Raw genomic sequence first — 19,767 nt, forward strand, 5'->3', positions numbered from 1 at the left:
TCGGAGGCGCTGTCCCCGTAGGCTGCCGTGATTTCTCCCCGAACCCCGGCGTCAGAGCCAGTCGTGCTCCCGCGCGTACCGCGCCGCCTCGTGCCTGGTCCGGGTCTGCGTCTTGCGCATCGCGTTCGAGAGGTAGTTGCGCACGGTGCCCTCGGCCAGGTGCAGACGCGCGGCGGTGTCGGCGGCCGAGTACCCGTCCCTGGTGGCCCGCAGAACGTCGATCTCCCGTTCGGTGAGCGGGCAGTCGTCGATCACGGCCAGCGCGGACACGTCCGGGTCCACCCACCGCTTGCCCCCGTGCAGGGTGCCGATCACCGACGTGATGTGCGCGGGGTCGGCCGACTTGCTCACGAACCCCTGCACACCGAGCCGGAGCGCCCGGCGCAGCACACCGGGGCGGGCGTGCCGGGTCAGCATCAGGATCACCTGGTCCGGCAGCTCCCGACGGATGCGGTCCACGGCGCCGAGTCCGTCCACCCCCGGCATCTCCAGGTCGATGACGAGCACGTCGGGGCGGTGCTCCAGGGTGGCCGCCACGGCGGACTCGCCGTCATGGGCCTCGGCCAGCACGGTGATCTCGCCCTCCAGGGGGAGCAGGGCCGCCATCGCCTTGCGCAGCAGGGCCTCGTCGTCAGCGAGTACCACGGTGATCATCGGTCGTCCCTCCGCCCGGAGAACGCGGCGGCGGTCAGGAACCGCCCGTCCCCCTGTTCCACTGTCAGTGTTCCACCGTCCCGTTCCACGCGGTCGCGGAGGGTGGCCAGGCCCCCGAGCTCGGGAGCGGCCTCCCCGCGCACCCCGTCGTTCACGATGGTGATGCCGGACCCGGTGAGCGTGATCCGCACCTGCTCGGCCTCGGCGTGCCGCAGGATGTTGGTGGTCGTCTCCCGCAGGACCTGCCCGAGCATCTCCGCCGCCCGGGTGTCCGGTTCGCCCTCGCCCCGGCGTACGACGCGCACGTCGATCCCGGCCGCCTCGAAGAGGTTCTTCGCGTTCTCCAGCTCGGCGGACAGGTTGAGCCGCCGCTGCGCGTGGGCCAGCTCCTTGGTCTCAGCGATGGTCTCGCCCACCAGGGCGTAGACCTCGTCCAGTTCCCGCACCACCTGGTCGGTGTCCGCGTGCACCAGCTTCCGGGCCAGTGCCACCTTGAGCTTCACCACGTGCAGCGTGTGCCCCTGGATGTCGTGGAGGTCCCCGGCGAAACGGACGCGCTCCCGGGCCACAGCCAACTCCGCGTCGCGCTCACGCGCCCTCTCCAACTCCGTGATCAGCCTGGCCACCAGGTGATTCAGGGTCGCGAAGACCACCCCCACGATCGCGACGCTGGCCGCGCCCACGGTGTACTCCCACACGATGTCGCCCACGGGACCGGGGCCGGTCAGCACCTTCAGCGCGATGACGCCGATCACGAGGGCCAGCAGCCCCAGGGCGGCCGGGCGCTGGTACCGGTCCGGCAACCGGAACACGACCACGGTGCCCACCACCGAGAAGCCGAAGGCGGCCGAGGCGCTGTCCAACCACAGGATCCCGACGACCAGCACGGCCGCGCTGACGGCCAGGCACGGCGGCGCCACGATCCTGAAGGCCTGCCCGGACCACGCCCGCACGGATATCAGGGCCGCCAGCAGTCCCAGGCACAGCACCAGCACCTGGCCGACGCTCTGGGCGTTGGTCGAGATCAGCAGGGCCCCGACCGCCGAGACCGACCCGAACACGATGTTCATATTGACCACGCGCAGCTGCCCCTGCGTGACCTCGGTGGGTTCTGACGTCATGCGGACCCTTCCGGGGAACGACTGCGCGGACCGTACCAGTATTCTTCCGGCCCCGCCGACCCACCAGTGACACCACGTCATCTCCTGACCCCACGGATGTCACCTCCAGGTGGTGACACGGCCGCACTGCCGAGAATCCGCGCGCACGGCTGGAATGGGGGCATGACCTCAACAGCCGCCACACCAGTCATCGACGTCGAGGGCCTTAACGTCCGCTACGGCGACTTCCACGCCGTCCGCGACCTCTCCTTCCAGGTCGGTCGGGGAGAGTTCTACGCCCTGCTCGGCACGAACGGCGCGGGAAAGACCTCCACCCTGGAGACGATCGAGGGCCACCGCGCCGCCACCTCGGGCACCGTCCGGGTGTTCGGGCACGACCCGCGCGACCGCCGGGCCGTCCGCCCCCGCACCGGCATCATGCTCCAGGAGAGCGGCTTCTCGCCGGACCTGACGGTCAGGGAGTCGGTCCGGCTCATCGGCAGTCTCTCCGGGCGCACCGACCGGGCCGAGCGCCTGCTGGACGTCGTCGGCCTCACCAAGAAGGCCGGAACGCGCGTGTCCCAGCTCTCCGGCGGCGAGAAGCGGCGCCTGGACTTCGCCACCGCCGTCTACGGAACCCCGGAACTCGTCTTCCTGGACGAGCCCACCACCGGGCTGGACATCCAGTCCCGGGACGACCTCTGGGACGCCGTGGACCGGCTCCGCGAGGACGGTTCGACCATCGTCCTGACCACGCACTACCTGGAGGAGGCGCAGCAGCGCGCCGACCGGATCGGGCTCATGCACCGGGGGGTGTTCCACCAGGAGGGGACGGTCTCCGAACTCACCCGCACCCTGCCCGCCACGGTGCGCTTCACCCTGGCGGCGTCCGCCCCGGAGCCACCGCTCCCCGCCGTGCGCCAGGGCGACGGATCCCTGCTCGTCGAGACCACCGGCCTCCAGAAGGACCTGCACGTCCTCCTGGACTGGGCGCGGGACCACGCGGTGGAGCTGGGCGACCTCCAGGCCGGACCCACCCGGCTCGACGACGTCTTCCGCTCCATCGGCACCGAGTAACGCACCCCCCAACCCGCACGACCTTCCCACGCAAAGGAATCCGCCATGCTCGCCATCGCTCGGAGTGAGCTGATCCAGATCCTCCGGAACCGGCTGGTCCTGGTCACCATGCTCCTGGTGCCCCTCGCCGGCAGCGCCTTCTACGTGTACCTGCACGACCGCGCGCCCGAGCTGCTGGACCTGGGCGCCGTCGCCTCGGTCCTCATGTTCCTCGTGGTGGTCATGGCCCTCTACACCACCGCCGTGACCACGCTCGCCTCGCGCCGTCAGAACCTCTTCCTCAAGCGGCTGCGTTCGACGGCCGTGGACGACGTCCGCATCCTCACGGGGCTGCTGCTGCCGGTCACCGTCGTCACCGTCGTCCAGGTCTCCGTGGTCCTGACCGTGCTGTCCGTTGTCGCGGAGGCGCCCGCCCAGCCCCTCCTCCTGGTGTCGGCGGTCCTGACCACCGTGGTCATGATGCTCGGCCTGGCCCTGGCCACGGCGGGGGTCACCAACTCCCCCGAGCACGCGCAGGTCACCACGCTGCCCGTCATGCTCGGGGTGCTCGTCATCTCCGGCTGGGTGGGGTTCACCGGTACGGAGGAGCTCACCCTGGTCAAGCGCCTGCTCCCCGGCGGATCCGCCGCCGAGCTCGTGGTGAACGCCTGGAGCGGCGGCGTGGCCGTCTCCGACTCCCTGCTCCTCCTGGCGCCCACCCTGGCCTGGGTCGTCGTGGCCGTCGCCCTCGCCACCCGCGTCTTCCGCTGGGAACCGCGTCGTTGACGGACCAGCCGAACCCGGGCGGCCAGGGTGGTTCCGACACCGCACCGCCCCCGTCCGCCCGCACCGAGACCAAGGAGCCCACCATGTCCGCGGAGCACACCGTCCGTTCCCACACGGCCCCGGAGCGCCCGGGCTGGCCCGAGGTGGTGCTCGGCCTGCTCGGCATGGCGATCAGCGTGGTCGCCCTCGTCCTCCTCGGCCCGGTGGGGCCGCTGGACCTGGACCCGCTGGTCTACGGCCTCCTCGTGTCCGCGTGGTCCGGTGTCGGCGGCCTCGCGGGGTTCGGGGTGGCCTACGCGGTGCGCGTCCGCTCCCTCGCCGCCTTCGGGGTCCGGCGCACCACCTGGCGCTGGATGCTCCTCGGCGCCGGCTGGGGTGTGGTCGCGCTCGTGGCGAAGGGGCTGGTCATCCTCGCCATCACCGGCCTGACCGGGTACGACAGCAACCCCCAGGGCGTGTACTACGACACGGCGGGCAGCGGCGCGGTCGGCCTCGTCCTCACCATCCTGTTCCTGGCCGTGCTCACCCCGATCGGTGAGGAGTTCCTGTTCCGCGGGGTCGTCACCAACGCGCTGCTGCGCTACGGCCCCTGGATCGGGGTCCTCGGGAGCTCGGCGATCTTCGCGGTCTTCCATGGCGTCAACCTCATCCTGCCCGCCGCCTTCGTGGTGGGCGTGATCGCCGCCGAGGTCATGCGCCGCAGCGGCTCGGTCTGGCCCGCCGTGGCCGTCCACTCGGTCAACAACCTGGCCCTGCCCCTGCTGGTGCTGTTCACCGGCGCCAGCCTCCCGTCCTGATCCCGCCGGGGGATGTTTGCGCGGGTCATCGCGGGCAACGGGAACAGGGAGGGCCGAAGGGCCTGCCCGAAGGACACCCGAACCGACGGGAGATGAGAACGATGCCCGGTGTGGACGAACTGCCCGACACCCTGCGCAGGTCGCCGAAGAAGGCGCAGCGCACCTGGATCGAGGCGCACGACAGCGCGGTCGACGAGTACGGGGAGGGCGAACGGGCCCACCGGGTCGCCTTCGCCGCCGTCAAGCGCAAGTTCGAGAAGGTCGGGGACCGCTGGGAGCCCAAGGAGGGCAACGGGAGCGGACCCTCGGACGAGCAGGCGAGGAACCCGAGGGCCGGGCGGCGCCCGGGCGCGGACCGCCCCACGGCCGGGGGAGTCGACGCCAACGCCACCAAGGGCCACCTCTACAAGCGGGCCCGCCAGCTCGACATCGCCGGACGTTCCACCATGAACAAGGACGAGTTGGTCGAGGCCCTGCGCAAGGAGAGCAACCGCCGCACCTCGGGGAGCCGCCGCTCCTCACGGAGCGGATCCCGCTGAACCCGACGCGACCGGCACGCACGGGACGCGATCCGGGCGTGCCGGTTCCGGCTGTGCCTAGCTGCCCTGGATCTCCCCGCCGGTCGGGGTGAGGGTCTCGCCGGTGTAGTAGGACGAGAGCCGCTCACTGGCGAAGAACACGTAGGAGGGCGCGATCTCGTCCGGGTCGGCGGCACGCCCCATGGGCGCCTGCGCGCCGAACCCCTCGCTCCCCCTCTCCCCGAGAGTGGCCGGGATCAGCGGCGTCCACACCGGCCCCGGGGCCACGCAGTTCACCCTGATCCCCTGGTCCATGAGTACCTGGGAGAGCGACACGGCGAGGTTCATGACGGCTGACTTGCTCGACGCGTAGTCGATCAGCGACCTGTTGCCCCGCAGGCCGTTGATCGACCCCGTGATGACGATGGAACCGCCCTCGGACATGTGCGGAAGGGCCTCGCGGACGGTCCAGAACACCCCCATCACGTTCACGTCGAAGGTCCGGCGCAGCTGCTCGGTGGTCAGATCCGTGAAGTCGTCCACCGGGGTCTGGGTGGCGGCGTGCTCCACGAGGACGTCGATCCCGCCCAGCTCCTCCACGGCCCGGTTGACCAGGTGCGCGCACACGGACTCGTCGGCCAGGTCGCCCCGCACGCCCACGGCACGGCGGCCCTGTGCCCGGACCAGGTCGACCGTGTGCTGGGCCTCGGCGTCCTCGCCCAGGTACCCGAAGACGATGTCGGCGCCCTCCTTGGCGAAGGCCACCGCCACCGCCCTGCCGATCCCGGAGTCGCCCCCGGTGATCAGGGCCCGCTTTCCCCTGAGCAGGTCCCTGCCCTCGTAGTCGCGCATCTCGTCCCGGGGTTGGGGATCCATCGGTTCGGTCCGGCCCGGGTGGGGTTGGCTCTGTGCTGGCGGTCGTCGGTCCTCCATGGTGGTCCTCCCTTCCGTGGGCCCTCTCCGACCGCCCTGCCCGACCTGCGGATCCCGTACACGTCGGAGCCGTACACGACGACTTTCCGGTTGACGGAGTTTCCGTAGAGGCCACACGGGTCAGGGCCACAGGTGGAGGAGGAATCCATGAGAATCGGCTACAAGCTCTTCGCCGAGGGCTACGGGCCCCGGGAGATCGTGGACCAGGCGGTGCGCGCCGAGCGGGCCGGGTTCGACTTCGTCGAGGTCAGCGACCACTTCCACCCCTGGCTGTTCAGCCACGGGCACTCCGGGTTCGTGTGGTCCATGCTGGCGGCGATCGCGGAACGGACCGGACGGATCGAGATCGCCACCGGCGTGACCTGCCCGTTCCTGCGCGTCCACCCGGCGATCGTCGCGCAGGCGGCCGCGACCACGGCGATCCTCTCGGAGGGCCGCTTCACCCTCGGCGTGGGCGCGGGGGAGCGCCTCAACGAACACGTGGTCGGCCGGGGGTGGCCCGACGTGACCGTGCGCCACGAGATGCTGGTCGAGGCCGTGAAGATCATGCGGCTGCTCTGGTCCGGCGGCTACCACTCCTACCGGGGCGAGCACCTGGTCCTGGAGGACGCGCGGGTCTTCGACCTCCCCCAGCTCCCACCCAGGATCGTGATGGCCGCGGGCGGGGCGAAGGCGGCGGGCCTGGCCGCCGAACACGGCGACGGCCTCTTCGCCACCGAACCCGACTCCGCGCTCACGGAGACCTACCGCGAAGGGGGCGGCAACGGCCCCTGCTACGGAGAGGTGCCGCTGTCCTGGGCCGCCGACGAACGCACCGCGCTGGAGTCCGCCCGGGAGCTCTTCCGGTTCGGCCTCACCGGGTGGAAGGTCCAGTCCGAGCTGCCGAACCCGGTCAACTTCGAGGCGGCGACCGCCCTGATCAGGACCGACGACATGGCGGAGGCCTTCGGATACGGGCCCGACCCCGAACGCCACCTCGACATGGTGCGGCGGTTCGCGGAGGCGGGCTTCGACCACCTGGTCCTGACCAACGCCGGACCCGACCCGGAGGGCTTCTTCGCCTTCTTCGAGACGGAGCTGGCCGAACCGATCCGGAACATGGCGCAGTCCTAGGCGAGGGGCCCGCACCGCGTGACACACTCGTGCCACACGGACCACGGAGGGCGGGCTCATGCCGGACCACGTCGTACTGGGCATCTGCGGCAGCCTGCGGAGGGGGTCGTTCAACGCGGCCCTCCTGGACCTGGCCCAGAGCGTGGGGACGCGGACCACCGTGGTCGGCGGTGACCTGGCCGGACGCCTACCGTTGTTCAACCCGGACGTGGAGAACGACGAGGACTCCTGGCCGGAGGCGGTCCGGGAGTTCCGTGAGCTGGCGGAGCGCGCGGAAGGCGTGATCATCGCGACCCCGGAGTACGCGCACGGTCCGGCCGGGGTCACGAAGAACGCCATCGACTGGCTGGTGGGCTCCGGCGGGCTGGTCGGGCGGCCGACACTCCTGGTGAGCGCGTCCCCCGGCCAGGCGGGCGGCATGCGCGCCCACGCCCCGCTCATGCCCACCCTCACACTGCTGGGCGCGGTGCTCGTGGACTGCGTGGTGGTCTCGCGGGCGGGGTCGCGGACGAACGCCCGGGGCGAGTACACCGACCCCTCGGTGGTGGAGCGGATGCGACTGGCCGTGACCGAGTTGGAGGAGGCCCTGGGGTACGCCGCCGTGAGGCGCGCCCGCGGCCCCCTGGCCGGAACGTGACCGCCCTCGCCGCCGCGCTCAGCCCCCGGCGAACAGGAGCGGGACGATGTGGATGAGCGAGAAGGCCTCGTAGAGGGCGCCGACGACGAACAGCGCCATCGCGGGCAGGCCGAGCCAACCGATCTGCCGCAGACCGTGGACGTACCCCTCGCGGCGGTTGCGGGCGCCGACCGTCCGGGGACGCGTCCACGCCCTCCCGAGGAGGTACGCGCCGAGCGCGACGAGGACGTAGGCCTGGAGCTCGATGAGGATCGTCAACGAGTGCGGGATCAGCGTCTTCGCCACGACCGCGTCCGTCGGAGCGAGGGCGACGCCGATGGTGAACGCCTTGTACGCGAACAGCGCGATCCCCGCGAAGGGCACGATCATCGAGGGCAGCAGGATCGTGAGCAGCGCGACCGTCAGCACGTTGACGGCGAGGATGGTCAGCGCGAACAGCCAGGCGTTCCCGAGCAGCGTGGTGACCAGGTCGATGGTCCCGTCCTCTTCCATGGAACCGACCTTGGCGGTGTTGAGCTCGGGGAACACCAGCGCGGCGACCATCCCGAGGAGGAAGAGCCCGTACACGACCGCGTTGAGCACGAGGTAGGCGCCGAGCCGGGCGCGGATGATCTGGAAGGACGGACGGAGGAACCGCATGGTAGTTCTCCTGGATCGAGTGGTTGGCGGTGCGGTGCCCATCCGAAACCATGCCCTTGGGGCAGGGTCAAGCCCTTGACCCTGTCCCCGGGGCAGGGTGTGGAATGCGTGGAGACACCGTTCGGACCCAGGGGGGCAACTCGTGGCGTGGAGCACCAGGCAGGTCGCCGAACTCGCCGGAACCACGGTGAAGGCCGTGCGCCACTACCACCGGATCGGCCTGCTGGACGTCCCGGAAAGGGCGGCCAACGGCTACAAGCGGTACGAGGTCGCGCACCTGGTCCGGCTCCTCCAGATCAGGCGCCTGGTCGACCTGGGGGTGCCGCTGTCGCGGATCGGGACGATGGACCGGGCCGACGAGGACCCGGACGGGGCGATCCTGGCGCTGGACCGGGAGCTGGAGGCGACCGTCGACCGGCTCAACCGGGTCCGGGCGGAGCTGGCGCTGCTCCTGCGCCACCGGGCTCCGGCGCACGTCCCGCCCGGGTTCGCCCCGCTCTCCGGTGACCTCTCCGAGCGCCAGCGGTCCCTGCTGATGGTCTACTCCTCCGTGCTCAGCGAGGACGCCATGGAGCGGTTCCGCGAGATGGTCAGCGAACCCGAGGAGACGGACGCGGAGTTCGAGGCCCTGCCGCCGGACGCCGACGGCGCCGTGATCGAGTCGCTCGCCGCGCGCCTGCTGCCGGTCGTCCGCAGGGGACGCGAGGAGAACCCGTGGTCGGCGGAGCCCGCCTCGGACGCGCCGCGCGGCGCCGCGCGCGCCGAACACACCATGGCCGAGGCCCTGGTGCAGCTGTACAACCCCGCGCAGCTGCGGGTGCTGAAGCGCCTGAACGAGCTGCTTCAAGAGGAACCCTGACCGAACCCGCCCGCGAGGCGGTCGATCCGGGACCGGCACCGATCACGCGGGTCTCCGCCGAGGGCGCGACGCGTCTCCGGTGCCGGGACCACCTCAGGGGGTCTCGAATTGGGGCTCGCGGATCGCGTGTCCGTTCTCCCTGGTGGATTCGACGCCGCTCGGAACGCGTCCGAGGGGTGACGGCCGCCGGTAGCGGGGCGGGGCACGTACCGGGTGGGTCCGGGCCCCGCCCCGGTGCTCACAGCGCCTGGGCGCGGGTGATGTGGTCGGTGAGCAACGGGCGCAGGGACTCGGGCAGGCTCCTGGCCGGAGCGCGGACGCCCGACTCGTCGATCAGGCCGCGCTGGCGCAGGCACTCCTTGCGGATGGCCAGGGCGATCCCCGCCTGCTGCTCGAAGGTGATCAGCGGCAGGTACTCCAGCAGCGCGGAGCGGCTGCGGCCCGGGTCGGCCGGGTTCCAGGCGTCCACGCACGCCACCAGGGCCTCCGGGTAGGAGAAGCCGGTCATCGCGCCCGCGGCGCCGCAGGCGAGTTCGTCGAGGAGGTTGATCCCGCCCAGACCGCCGAAGACGGGCACGTCGCAGCGGGCGGTGAGCTCGGCCACGGCGGCGGGGGTCGGCGGCGCCTCGGCCTTGACCGCACTGACGTAGGGGGTACGCGCGACGAGGTCACCCAGGACGGCCGCGGAGATCCGGACCCCGCTCACCACCGGGTAGTCCTGCACCACCAGGTCGGCGCCGGTGGCCTCGTGGACGGCGTCCAGGTGCGCGCCGAGTACTCCGGGATCGGCGCTGTTGACCTGGACCATGGCCCCGGCGAGCCGGTCACCGACCAGCTCCACGGCGGTCGCCGCCTCCTCGACGGTCGGCGCCGTGCCCAGGCTCGTGCAGCCCACGACCAACGGCAGGTCGGTGGCGGCCAGGACCGTCTCCAGGACCAGGCGGCGTTCCTCGCGGTCGAGCTGCGCGGCCTCTCCGAAGACGCCCAGCACGGTGAACCCGGTGACCCCGGCGCCCTCGGCGTGCTTGACCAGCCGTTCGATCCCCGCCGTGTCCACCTCCAGGGCGTCACCCCTGAAGGGTGTGGCCAGCACACCCCACACGCCCGGTCTCATCAGGTCACCCATCGTCAACTCCGTTCGTCCGCGTCGGCGCCCCAGATTCGCACAGGCGCCCCACCCGGGTTCCGAGCGGGGTGGACATCACCCGGACGACGCCGCGGGCGGGCGGATCGGGGGCGGTGGCGCGCCGCCCCCGTTCACCTCGCCCGGTGCCCCTGGGGGATCAGCCGTGTCAGGGTGCCGGGACCGCCCGCGCGGCGGAGGCCGCGCGCCGCTCCATGGACCGCAGGAGGGCCGAGTTCGAGGAGACGACCCTCAGCCCCCGCGCCCGGCGCAGCCGTTCGGCGGCGGCGAGGCTGGCGAAACCGCCGCCGGGCACGACGACCGTCCCGATCCCCGGTTCCAGCCGCCGCAGGACCTGGCGTTCGAGTTCGGCCTGGTCCACGGCGAAGCGCGCGCCCCGGTCGAAGAGGTCCGGCCGTTCGATGCCGTCCCACTCCGGTGGCAGCTCGAACCTCATGACCTGGCGCACCCGCACCGGCAGGTAGGCGCGGATGGCCTCCAGCGTGCCGTCGCTGAACCACGGCGGGGCGACCACGGCGATCCCGTCGTCCCCGCCGCGGTCCAGTTCCTCCCGGATGGCCTGGCCCGCCGTGACGGTGGGGACCCCGCCCGACATCTCCTCGACGTGCGCGCCGAAGGCGTCGTCGAACGCCGTCCCGCCGAACACGCTGCTGCTGGCGAAGCAGTAGCCCAGAGCGTGCACGCCCAGGTCGCCCAGTTGGCGCACGGCGGTGTCCAGCCCCGTCTCGGAGAGGAGCACCCCCAGGTCCAGGCCGGTGAACTCGGTGCCGAAGGGGCGCGGCGTCCAGAACCTCGCGGTGTGCACGCTCGTGTCGGGCCCGGCCGAGCGCCAGATCTCCGCCTCGGGCACGGGGTCGTTGTGGATGACCAGGATGCCGAGCCTCGTCCTCATACCCGGACCTCCACCTTCGGCTTCTCCGGGCGGCGCAGGATCAGCGGGGAGATGAGCATGCCCGCGGCGGCGAAGGCGGCGGTGAGGCCGAACGCCCACCGGAACTCCACACCTGTCGGGTCGGTGCCCAGGATGATCGTCAGCAGGGCCACCGTGACCGCCGCCGACAGGTACTGGGACGTGGTCATGAGCGCACCGGCGGTGCCCTGGTGCCGGTCGGGCACGTCCCGGGTCCCGATGACGAACATGGAGGTGTAGATGACCCCGTGGCCGAACCCGCTGAGCAGCAGACCGGGCAGCAGGTGGGTCGTGTACGTGCCCGACCCCAGCATGGCGGCGAGCAGCGCCAGGCCGACGAGGCTGATCAGGAAGCCCGCCGTCATGGTCGTTCCCGCGCCGATCCGCTCCACCGCGCGGCCCGCGGCCATGTTCCCCAGGGTCACCATGACGGCCAGCGGGAGGAAGCCCAGCCCCGCCTGGAGCGGCGTGAAGCCCTCCAGCTTCTGGAGCAGCAGGGTGACGAGGTAGAACTCCGATCCCACACTGGCCATGTACAGGTAGGTGGCCACCACACCGGCCCCGAGGGAGCGGGTACGGCGCAGCGAACGGTCCACCATCACGTTGTCGGCCCGCGACTCGTGGGTGAGGAAGGCCAGCCCCAGCACCACCGCGACCAGGCACGCGGCTCCGGCGTAGACGCCCGAGGCCTCCGGGTCCGCCACCAGGGTCAGACCGATGACCAGCGCCAGGAGCGCGCCGGTCCCCATCATCGCGGCGGACAGGGGAATGCGCGCGCCCCTCTCCTTCCTGGAGGCCGCGGTCAGCCACAGCAGGCCGCCCAGGGCCGCCAGCAGGGTGAGGGGGATGTTGATGAGGAAGGTCCAGCGCCAGGAGAACTCGGTGAGGACGCCGCCCAGGATGGCGCCGACGGCGAGACCGGAGGCACCGATGGCGCCCCAGATCGCCAGGGCCCGGGAGCGGGCCGGACCGGCCGCGAAGGTCGCGCTGATGAGGCCGATGGTCGCCGGTTGGAGGAAGGCCGCCGACAACCCCTGCGCGCCCCGGCTGACCAGCAGCGCCACGCCCTCCTGGGCGAACCCGCCCAGGGCGCTGGCCGCGCCGAAGACGACGACCGAGACCAGGAAGACCCGCTTCGCGCCGACCCGGTCGCAGACTCGTCCGCCCACCAGGAGCAGACCGGCGAACAGGAGGGCGTAGGCGCTGACGATCCACTGGAGCACGGACGACGAGAGGCCGAGGTCGTGCCCGACGCTGGGCATCGCCACGTAGATGATGGAGTAGTCCAGCGCGATGAGGAACTGCGCCAGGCACAGGACGCCGAGCGCGCCCATCGCCTGGGGACTCCCCGTCAGTCTGCGTACCGTGTTCACTGAGTCACCTTCCTGGCGGATTGCATGACCGGACCGTGCAGGTGACCGGCGAGTTCGTTGACGGTGGTGGCGACGTGGTCGGCACCGGCGGAGAACAGGGTGTCGGCGTCGGAGACACCCCAGTCCACCCCGATCGCCGCCATCCCGGCGGAGACCGCCATGGCGACGTCGTCGGGGGAGTCGCCCACGACCACGCACTCCTCGGGCACCAGCCCGAGGGAGCTCGCGGCCAGCAGGGCCGGGTCCGGGGCGGGCTTGCCCCGGGGGGACTGGTCGTGCCCGACCACCAGGTCCGGATGCTGGTCCAGCCCGGTGGACTCCAACAGTTCGTGGGCGCTTCGGGTGATCTTGCTGGTGACCACCGCGATCCGGAGCCCCTCCGCCGCCAGGTCCGTCAGCAGCTCCCGGATCCCCGGGAACACCAGGGTCGAGGCGGCGGCGCGGCTGCGGCGGGCGAAGGACTCCCGGAAGAGCGCCTTGGCCTCCTCCCAGACCGCTTCGTCGCCTCGCGGGAGGAGTCGGGGCAGGATCGTGTCGAGCGGCTTGCCGATGAGCCCGCGGGCGTCGGCCGGGAGCGGCACCGCGCCGTGCGGGGCGCAGGCGTCGTGGAAGGCGGCCAGGATCACCGAGGGCGAGTTCACCAGGGTGCCGTCCAGGTCCAGGAGCACACCGCGTACGCGCGTCATGTCCGCACCGCCGGTCCCGTGGGCCGCCGGCCAGCGGGGAAGTCGGCCTCCGCGACCGCGAGGCGGGCCGCCAGCCGGGTCGTGGACTCCAGGACCGCCCGGTTGACCAGGGCGCTGCGCCCGTCCGTCGCCTTGGAGATGGCCGACAGGACGAAGGGGGTGAGCGCGGGCCCCGTCGCACCGCTCGCGCGGGCCTCGCCCAGGGCGTCCTCCACCATCGTGTTGAGCAGGTCGGCGTCGATGCTCCACTCCTCCTCGATGGGGTGGGTGACCAGCACCGAGGAGGGGGAGACCGCCCCCCAGTGCCGGTGCATGACCGCGGCCAGCTCTCCCAGGTCGTCGATCCGGTAGGGGACGGGCTGCCCCGTGCTGCGGGTGTAGTAGCCGGGGAAGTCGTCGGACCGGTACCCGATGACGGGCACGCCCACGGTCTCCAGGTACTCCAGGGTCAGCGCCGGGTCGAGCAGGGACTTCGCCCCCGCGCAGACGACCGCCACGGGCGAACGCGTGAACTCGGTGAGGTCCGTGGAGATGTCGAAGGAGACCTCGGCGCCCCGGTGGACACCGCCGATCCCCGCCACGGCGAACACCCTGATCCCGGCGGCGACCGTGGCGATGAGGCTGGAGGAGACCGTGGTGCCCCCGGTGCGGCCGCCGTGCAGGGCGACCGCCAGGTCCCGGGTACTGATCTTCTGACTGTCCGCGGCCTTGGCCAGACGCTCCAGCTCGTCGTCCGAGACCCCGACGCGCAGGGCGCCGTCGATCACCGCGACACGGGCGGGAACCGCCCCCTCGTCACGCGCGCACTGGTCCACCGCCAGCGCGGTCTCCAGGTTGTGCGGGTAGGAACCCCCGGCGACCACCGAGGTCTCCATGGAGACGACGGCCTCCCGGTTCTCGATGGCGGTACGGACCTCGTCGGAGACGATGACGTTCGACTGGTCGATCCCGGTCATGTCCACTCCTCTCACTCTCCACGCTCACGGCGGGCGTCGTCGGTCAGGGACCCCTGGGCGGTCACCAGTTCCGGGCCGACCAGCTTCGGATGGTTCTCGGTGATACCGCCGACCACGGTCTCGTAGGGGAAGTCGTCGAACTCGCCGCGCCAGCGGACGAACTCCATGTGGCGGCGGCCCTGGTTGTCGAAGGGGTGGTAGTAGCTGTCCTCGCGGCCGTCGAACTCCAGCGGCCGGATGCCGTAGAGACGGCACAGCAGGGTGTTGAAGACGGGGGTCGCGCGGATCCAGGTGCCGTCGATCCGCACCGAGACGAGGGCGTGGAAGGTGAAGAGGTCGTCGCCCATCAGTTCCAGGAGGCGGTCGGACGCCAGGTGGTTGCGCACGTCCCCGTAGACCAGCCGCGTGGGGATGCCCACCGAGCGGGCGGCGGCCGCGTAGACGATGGACTTGTGGACACAGAACCCCTGCCCGCGTCTGAGGATGCTGGACGCGCGGACCCCCTCGCGGGTGAGGTCGGCGTCGTAGACCTCGTAGCGGATGCCGTCGCGCACGGCGTCGTGCAGGCGAACGGCCATCTCGCGGGGTGAGGCGTCCCGGTCGGGCAGCGCGCGGTCGACGAACTCCCGCACTTCGGGGCTCTGGTGGTCGAGGAAGTGGGTCGGGTCCGTCAGGGTGTGGGTCTCGGTCACGGTGATCCTCCGGTCACAGGCCCAGGGCCTTGGCGATCTTCTGCCGTTGCACGGCGTTGGAGCCGGAGTAGATGGGGCCGCTGAGGGCGTCGCGGACCCCGATCTCCATTCCGGTGTCGGTGAGCACGCCCTCGCCGCCGAACAGTTCGACGGCGGCCTGGGCGGTGCGGATGTTGGCCTCGCTGGTGAGGATCTTCGCCACCGCGGTCTCCGCGGTGGCCCGGTGCCCGGCGGAGACCGCCGCTCCGGCGGAGTGGAGGGCCTGGCGGGCGCTCTGGGTCGCGATGTGCATCTCCACGACGGTGTTGCGCACGCCCTGGAACTCGGCGAGCGGCCGACCGAACTGACGTCGGCTGCCGACCCGTTCCACGACCCGGTCCAGGCGGTGGCGCATCTCGCCCACGTTGATGACGAAGGCGATCAGGATCTCCCAGGTCATCACGCGGTCGAGGATCAGGAACCCGGTCCCCACACCACCGATGACGTTGGCCCTGGGGACCCGGCATCCGGTCAGGCGCAACTCCCCGAAGGGGGAGGTCCGCAGGGTCGTCTTGTCCAGAGGGGGACCGAAGTCCGCCCCGGGGGTGCCCCTCGGGACGAGCACCGCGCTCAGACCGAGCGGGCCGGGGGTGTCGGAGGTGCGGACGTAGACGACAGCGAGGTCCGCCACCGGCCCGTTGGTGACGTAGGTCTTCAGCCCGTCCAGCTCGATGTGGTCACCGTCGAGGCGGCCCGTGGTGGACATGCCCAGCACGTCCGACCCGGTCTCCGGCTCGGTGATGGCGTGGCAGCCGATGGACGTCCCGGCGGCGACCGACGGCAGGTGGCGGCGGCGGAGTTCGGGGCCCGCGAAGCCGTTGAGCGCGAACCCGGTGCTGGCGAGGTGGGTGGCCGCGCTGAAGTTCAGACCGGAGTCACGGACGGCGTAGCCCAGACCCTCGACCACGTGCATGAGGTCGGTGAGGGAGCCGGCGCTTCCTCCGACCTCCTCGGGCAGGCAGGAGCCGAACAGGCCCGTGCCCGCCAGCTCCCGCCAGGCTTCCCGGGAGAAGACCGCCTCGCGGTCCCGGTCGAGGTGGCCCCGGTTGATGGTCGGGGCCGCCTGTTCGACGCGCTCGCGTACGCGGGCGAGCGCGGTGTCCTCGTCTCGCGGCGGTGCCGCGGTGGTGGTCACCATGCTGTTCACGTCCGGTCAGTAGGAGGAGAACTCGGGGGAGTCGAGGTCGTGGCGCTCGTCGCCGCAGAGCGGGGGGTTGAACACGCTGACCAGTTCCAGGTCCTCGTGGTCGCTGGCGATCAGCAGGTGCGGGTCGTGCTGGTCCAGGGCGTAGAGGACGCCCGGGGTGAGGTCGATGCGCGTTCCGCCGTCCTTGCTCTCGACGAACCCGCTGCCGCCGATGCAGTAGCAGGCCTCCAGGTGGTTGGCGTACTGGAGCCGGGAGACGGTTCCCGCCCGCACCACGGTGTGCGCGACGGTGAAGCCCAGGTTGTCGTCCTCCACCAGCAGGCGGTCGCTGGTGCCGTTGCCCCAGTCGATGGTGTCGGTCTTCTCACGGGAGCGCTTGAACATGGAATCTCTCTTTTCGGTCGTGCGGGTGGTCTGACGGAAGGGGGAGGGTCAGAGCCGTGGCCCGGTGTTGGTCCCGATGAAGTCCGCGATCGAGTCGATGGTGCGGAAGTCGGCGGGGGAGATCTCGACGTCGGTGACGGGGACGTCGAAGGAGGACTGGATCCACTCCACGAGCGCGAGGAGGGAGAGGCTGTCGACGACGCCGTTGGCGAGGAGGTCGTAGTCGCGGGGGATGTCCTCGCCCGCCAGGTCCGGGGCGTGGGCGGTCACGATGCGTTCCTGGATGCGGTCGCGGAGGTCGGTGGTCATGTCGGTGGTCATGTCGGTCACCTTTCGAGGAGTCTGCGGATGGCACCGTTGCGGTCGGTCTTGCCCGTGCCGGTCACCGGGAAGGGCTCCGTGGTGAGGAACGTCCGGCTCGGTACCGCCGTCGGGGTGAGGGTGGAGGAGACGGCCGAGCGCAGGGCCAGGTTGGAGACGGCGGCCCCCGGCTCGACGAGCACGGCGGCCAGGAGCTCCTTGTCGCCGGAGCCCCGGCCGCGCGCCGTGACCACGGCGTCGGCCACACCGTTCTGGTGGCGCAGCACCGCCTCGACGGCGTCGAGGGACAGGCGCACGCCGCGTACCTTGACCTGGCGGTCGCTCCGTCCGGCCAGGCGCAGGGTGCCGTCGGCGCCGGTGGTGACCAGGTCGCCGGTGCGGAACTCGCGTCGCCCCCCGACGTCGCGCCAGGCGTCGTTCGGGGCGTTGACGTAGCCCAGCGCCTGGAAGGGGGTGGAGACGACCAGTTCGCCGGTCGCGTCGACGCGGTGGTGGACCCCGTCGATGGGGCGGCCCAGTTCTCCGGCCGTCGCACTGCGGAGGTCCAGGATGAAGCTGTCGTTGGTCTCGGTACTGCCGTAGACGCTCCACAGGTCGGCCTCGGGAAAGGCCGCGTGCAGGTCGGGCAGGGTCTCCAGGGGGTAGAAGTCGCCGGTGGAGACCACGGTGCGGATCCGTGGCGCGGGGAGGCCGGCGCGGGCGATGAGGGTGAGCACGACCGGTACGGCCTGCAGGAGGCTGACGCCGTGCGTGCGGGCCGCCTCGGCCAGGGCCGGACCGTTCGTGAGGTCGTCCTGTGGGGCGAAGACGACCCGTCCGCCGGCGGCCAGGACCGCCCACACGTCCAGGGTCGCGATGTCGAAGTTCATCGGGGAGAGGCTGAGGGAGACCGTGTCGGTCCCCAGGTCGAAGTGGTCGCGCGCCCAGCCGACGAAGCGGTCGACGCCCTCGGGGTCGTGGGCGACGATCTTGGGCCTGCCGGTCGAGCCGGAGGTCGTGGTCCACAGACCGCGCGCGTCCCCGAAGTCCTCGGTGAGGTCGCGTAGGTCCTGGTTGATCCGGTCGGTGTACCCGGCACCCGCGTCGTGGGGGACGAGGAGCGCGGGCCGCCGGAGCCGCTGGACCGCCAGGGTGTCGATCACGGCCCGTCCGTCACGTCCGGCACGCACGACGTGGACGCCGGTGGGGGGATCCCCGGGTTCGGTCGCGTTCACCGCGGCGACCAGTTCCCCGAAGGTCATGCTGCCCTCGGTGAAACTCAGTGCCACGGATTCCGGTCGGTGGTGGGCGTGTTCCTGGATCATTTCCCAGACGGCGGGAGTAGCCACGGTTATCGGCTCCTCGGTCACGAGAACTACGGGTGGGTCCGCACATTCGTGCGGGGTTTTCCGGGCTGGTGTGGGACACCGGTCCCTGTCTGATTCTGCTGGCGAATCCGGTGGTTGTTCGGCTGCCAGAGCAGAACTTAGGTAACGCCGACACCCCTTGGCAATACTGGTGGGAAAGATTCCTTTTGCCCGAATTCGGGTACCAAGTACCGCGAACCCCGGACAAGGGGACTCTCATTTCCCAGGACCGTTCTTCGACCCTGCCTGGACGAGCGCTTGAGTGTCCCTCGAACGCGGTTTCGGCGGGTCCTGACGCCCGTCGCGACGGCGCGGGTGGCCGGGGTCGCGGCCCTGGGGCTGACGGTGCACGAGTCCGCGCGAGGTGGGTCGGAAGCCCCGTGGGGGCGGGGGTGTGGGCGGCCTCGACGCTCCCGCTCGGATCCCGGTGCCGAGCGCGCCCGGGCCTTCTGGCAGGTGGGGGCCACCGTCGGCGGGCGCCCCGCCTGGCAGCTAGGTGCCATTGCAGGAGTATGCCAGTCGATCGTGCTGACAACCCCCTTCCGAGCGTCGATGATGGAAATCAGAACAGCGGGCCGGGAAAACGGATTCCTCGAATCACCCGGCCCTGCTGGACTCCGATAAGACACCCCGCGGCCACCCGCGGTTCACGGAAAAGGGAAGTGGCCTTCATGGGCAAGATCAAGCGATTCCTCTGCGCCGCCGGTTTCACCGCCATCGCCATTATCGGAGGCGGCGGATCGGCCCTCGCCCAGGACACGAACTTCCCGTCGGAGTGCACCGGTATCGAGTGCGGCGCCGGATGGCAGTGAATCCGAAACGGGGACGAAGAAGGGTGGTCCAGTGAAATTCACGATTCTCGGCGCGCTGGAGATCCTGAGGGAGGACCGGACGTGCACACCCAGGGCGCCGAAGGTCCTCCAGGTCCTGGCGATGCTGCTGCTGCGGGCGAACCATCCCGTCCCCATGGGCGTCCTGATCAGGGAACTGTGGGGGGACCATCCGCCCAAGAGCGCGGTGACGACCGTGCAGACCTACGTCTGCCAGCTCCGCAAGGCCGTCGAGCGGGCGGACCCCGCGACGGAGGAACCCGAGCTCCTGGTCACGCGCTCCTCCGGGTACCTGCTGCGGGTCGCCCCCGAGCAGCTGGACGCGTTGGAGTTCCAACGGCTGCTCGGTGAGGGCCGCCGCCTCCTGGAGGAGGGCCACCCCGACGCGGCGTCGGGGCGCCTGGGTGAGGCACTGGACCTGTGGTCCGGCCCGTGCCTCGCCCACGTCCCCCGGGGCCCGCTGATCGGCTCCCACACGGTCCGGTTGGAGGAACAGAGGCTGCACGCGCAGGAACTGCGCATCCGGGCCGAGGTCCTGCTGGGTCGCGGCCGGGAGTCGATCTGCGAACTGCGGTCCCTGGTGATGGAGTACCCGCTGAACGAGTGGTTCCACGGCCAGCTCATCCGCGCGCTGAACGGGGCCGGGCGCCGCGACGAGGCCCTGGCGGCCTATCGGAGCCTGCGGCTGGCCCTCGCCGAGGAACTCGGCCTGGAGCCCTCGGGTGAACTCCAGGCCCTGCACCAGGAGGTGCTGGGTGAGGGCCCGGTTCCGCTCACCCGCCGCCCGCGGGCGCGCGTCCGGCGGGAGATCCCCCTCTCCCTGGCGGCCGAGTGAACCCCGGGCGGG

General features: G+C 71.4%; 23 protein-coding genes. 9 read left to right on the plus strand and 14 right to left on the minus strand.

Annotated features, from left to right (window positions below):
- Positions 1-51: 51 nt before the first annotated feature.
- Together AC0VYL_RS06315 and AC0VYL_RS06320 are read right to left on the minus strand one after the other, a co-directional pair.
- A complete protein-coding gene (locus AC0VYL_RS06315; RefSeq protein WP_475460256.1) occupies positions 52-654 on the minus strand; it encodes a response regulator transcription factor in 603 nt (200 codons plus the stop codon).
- Positions 651-1,775, minus strand: a complete 1,125-nt coding sequence (locus AC0VYL_RS06320; protein ID WP_475460258.1) for a sensor histidine kinase — start codon at positions 1,773-1,775, stop codon at positions 651-653. Before AC0VYL_RS06320 ends, AC0VYL_RS06315 begins: the two co-directional genes overlap by 4 nt.
- Positions 1,776-1,937: 162 nt before the next feature.
- Here AC0VYL_RS06320 and AC0VYL_RS06325 point away from each other — a divergent pair, with 162 nt between their 5' ends.
- From AC0VYL_RS06325 to AC0VYL_RS06340, 4 genes are all read left to right on the plus strand, one after another.
- On the plus strand, positions 1,938-2,831 hold the full coding sequence (locus AC0VYL_RS06325; RefSeq protein WP_475460260.1) for an ABC transporter ATP-binding protein: 894 nt from the start codon (positions 1,938-1,940) through the stop codon (positions 2,829-2,831).
- A 45-nt stretch (positions 2,832-2,876) separates the two neighbouring features.
- Positions 2,877-3,596: an ABC transporter permease gene (locus AC0VYL_RS06330; protein WP_475460262.1), complete on the plus strand. Its 720-nt coding sequence runs from the start codon at positions 2,877-2,879 to the stop codon at positions 3,594-3,596.
- Complete coding sequence (locus AC0VYL_RS06335) at positions 3,593-4,393, plus strand: lysostaphin resistance A-like protein (protein WP_475482572.1); 801 nt, start codon at positions 3,593-3,595, stop codon at positions 4,391-4,393. The genes AC0VYL_RS06330 and AC0VYL_RS06335 overlap by 4 nt, the downstream gene beginning before the upstream one ends.
- 101 nt (positions 4,394-4,494) lie before the next feature.
- A complete protein-coding gene (locus AC0VYL_RS06340; protein WP_475462960.1) occupies positions 4,495-4,932 on the plus strand; it encodes a ChaB family protein in 438 nt (145 codons plus the stop codon).
- A 57-nt stretch (positions 4,933-4,989) separates the two neighbouring features.
- Here the strand turns inward: AC0VYL_RS06340 and AC0VYL_RS06345 are convergent, their stop codons facing one another.
- The gene (locus AC0VYL_RS06345; RefSeq protein ID WP_475482573.1) at positions 4,990-5,844 is read right to left on the minus strand and encodes an SDR family oxidoreductase; all 855 of its coding nucleotides are present in this window, start codon (positions 5,842-5,844) and stop codon (positions 4,990-4,992) included.
- Between the two features lie 147 nt (positions 5,845-5,991).
- On the opposite strand from AC0VYL_RS06345, the gene AC0VYL_RS06350 reads away from it, so the two are divergent.
- Both AC0VYL_RS06350 and AC0VYL_RS06355 read left to right on the plus strand, forming a co-directional pair.
- A complete protein-coding gene (locus tag AC0VYL_RS06350; protein WP_475482574.1) occupies positions 5,992-6,957 on the plus strand; it encodes a TIGR03557 family F420-dependent LLM class oxidoreductase in 966 nt (321 codons plus the stop codon).
- 58 nt (positions 6,958-7,015) lie between these two features.
- Positions 7,016-7,594 (plus strand): NADPH-dependent FMN reductase, encoded by a 579-nt coding sequence (locus AC0VYL_RS06355; protein WP_475460270.1) that lies wholly within the window; start codon positions 7,016-7,018, stop codon positions 7,592-7,594.
- Positions 7,595-7,612: 18 nt separating this feature from the next.
- Here AC0VYL_RS06355 and AC0VYL_RS06360 read toward each other — a convergent pair whose 3' ends face one another.
- Positions 7,613-8,233: a stage II sporulation protein M gene (locus AC0VYL_RS06360; RefSeq protein WP_475460272.1), complete on the minus strand. Its 621-nt coding sequence runs from the start codon at positions 8,231-8,233 to the stop codon at positions 7,613-7,615.
- Positions 8,234-8,375: 142 nt separating this feature from the next.
- Here AC0VYL_RS06360 and AC0VYL_RS06365 point away from each other — a divergent pair, with 142 nt between their 5' ends.
- Positions 8,376-9,092, plus strand: coding sequence for a helix-turn-helix domain-containing protein (locus AC0VYL_RS06365; protein WP_475460274.1), 717 nt, complete (start codon positions 8,376-8,378; stop codon positions 9,090-9,092).
- Between the two features lie 238 nt (positions 9,093-9,330).
- On the opposite strand, the gene AC0VYL_RS06370 is transcribed toward AC0VYL_RS06365, so the two are convergent.
- The 10 genes from AC0VYL_RS06370 to AC0VYL_RS06415 all read right to left on the minus strand — a co-directional run bounded on the left by AC0VYL_RS06370 (position 9,331) and on the right by AC0VYL_RS06415 (position 18,012).
- The gene (locus AC0VYL_RS06370; RefSeq protein WP_475460276.1) at positions 9,331-10,218 is read right to left on the minus strand and encodes a dihydrodipicolinate synthase family protein; all 888 of its coding nucleotides are present in this window, start codon (positions 10,216-10,218) and stop codon (positions 9,331-9,333) included.
- Positions 10,219-10,384: 166 nt separating this feature from the next.
- The gene (locus AC0VYL_RS06375) at positions 10,385-11,128 is read right to left on the minus strand and encodes an aspartate racemase/maleate isomerase family protein (protein ID WP_475482575.1); all 744 of its coding nucleotides are present in this window, start codon (positions 11,126-11,128) and stop codon (positions 10,385-10,387) included.
- Positions 11,125-12,519 (minus strand): MFS transporter, encoded by a 1,395-nt coding sequence (locus AC0VYL_RS06380; protein WP_475482576.1) that lies wholly within the window; start codon positions 12,517-12,519, stop codon positions 11,125-11,127. Before AC0VYL_RS06380 ends, AC0VYL_RS06375 begins: the two co-directional genes overlap by 4 nt.
- Positions 12,516-13,205, minus strand: a complete 690-nt coding sequence (locus tag AC0VYL_RS06385; RefSeq protein ID WP_475482577.1) for an HAD family hydrolase — start codon at positions 13,203-13,205, stop codon at positions 12,516-12,518. The genes AC0VYL_RS06380 and AC0VYL_RS06385 overlap by 4 nt, the downstream gene beginning before the upstream one ends.
- Positions 13,202-14,161, minus strand: a complete 960-nt coding sequence (locus AC0VYL_RS06390; RefSeq protein WP_475482578.1) for a pseudouridine-5'-phosphate glycosidase — start codon at positions 14,159-14,161, stop codon at positions 13,202-13,204. The genes AC0VYL_RS06385 and AC0VYL_RS06390 overlap by 4 nt, the downstream gene beginning before the upstream one ends.
- A gap of 11 nt (positions 14,162-14,172) precedes the next feature.
- Positions 14,173-14,853 carry a transglutaminase-like domain-containing protein gene (locus AC0VYL_RS06395; protein ID WP_475460286.1) on the minus strand — a complete coding sequence of 227 codons (681 nt, stop codon included), beginning with the start codon at positions 14,851-14,853 and terminating at the stop codon, positions 14,173-14,175.
- A gap of 13 nt (positions 14,854-14,866) precedes the next feature.
- Positions 14,867-16,030: an acyl-CoA dehydrogenase family protein gene (locus tag AC0VYL_RS06400; protein WP_475483480.1), complete on the minus strand. Its 1,164-nt coding sequence runs from the start codon at positions 16,028-16,030 to the stop codon at positions 14,867-14,869.
- Between the two features lie 15 nt (positions 16,031-16,045).
- A complete protein-coding gene (locus AC0VYL_RS06405; protein ID WP_475460288.1) occupies positions 16,046-16,423 on the minus strand; it encodes an ectoine synthase in 378 nt (125 codons plus the stop codon).
- A gap of 48 nt (positions 16,424-16,471) precedes the next feature.
- On the minus strand, positions 16,472-16,744 hold the full coding sequence (locus tag AC0VYL_RS06410; RefSeq protein WP_475482579.1) for a phosphopantetheine-binding protein: 273 nt from the start codon (positions 16,742-16,744) through the stop codon (positions 16,472-16,474).
- A gap of 5 nt (positions 16,745-16,749) precedes the next feature.
- Complete coding sequence (locus AC0VYL_RS06415) at positions 16,750-18,012, minus strand: AMP-binding protein (protein ID WP_475482580.1); 1,263 nt, start codon at positions 18,010-18,012, stop codon at positions 16,750-16,752.
- A gap of 749 nt (positions 18,013-18,761) precedes the next feature.
- Between AC0VYL_RS06415 and AC0VYL_RS06420 the strand changes: the two genes are divergently transcribed.
- Together AC0VYL_RS06420 and AC0VYL_RS06425 are read left to right on the plus strand one after the other, a co-directional pair.
- A complete protein-coding gene (locus tag AC0VYL_RS06420) occupies positions 18,762-18,902 on the plus strand; it encodes a hypothetical protein (protein WP_475460294.1) in 141 nt (46 codons plus the stop codon).
- 31 nt (positions 18,903-18,933) lie between these two features.
- Positions 18,934-19,755, plus strand: coding sequence for an AfsR/SARP family transcriptional regulator (locus AC0VYL_RS06425; RefSeq protein WP_475482581.1), 822 nt, complete (start codon positions 18,934-18,936; stop codon positions 19,753-19,755).
- Positions 19,756-19,767 lie beyond the last annotated feature (12 nt).

It is taken from the genome of Nocardiopsis sp. iso_238 (assembly GCF_056173325.1).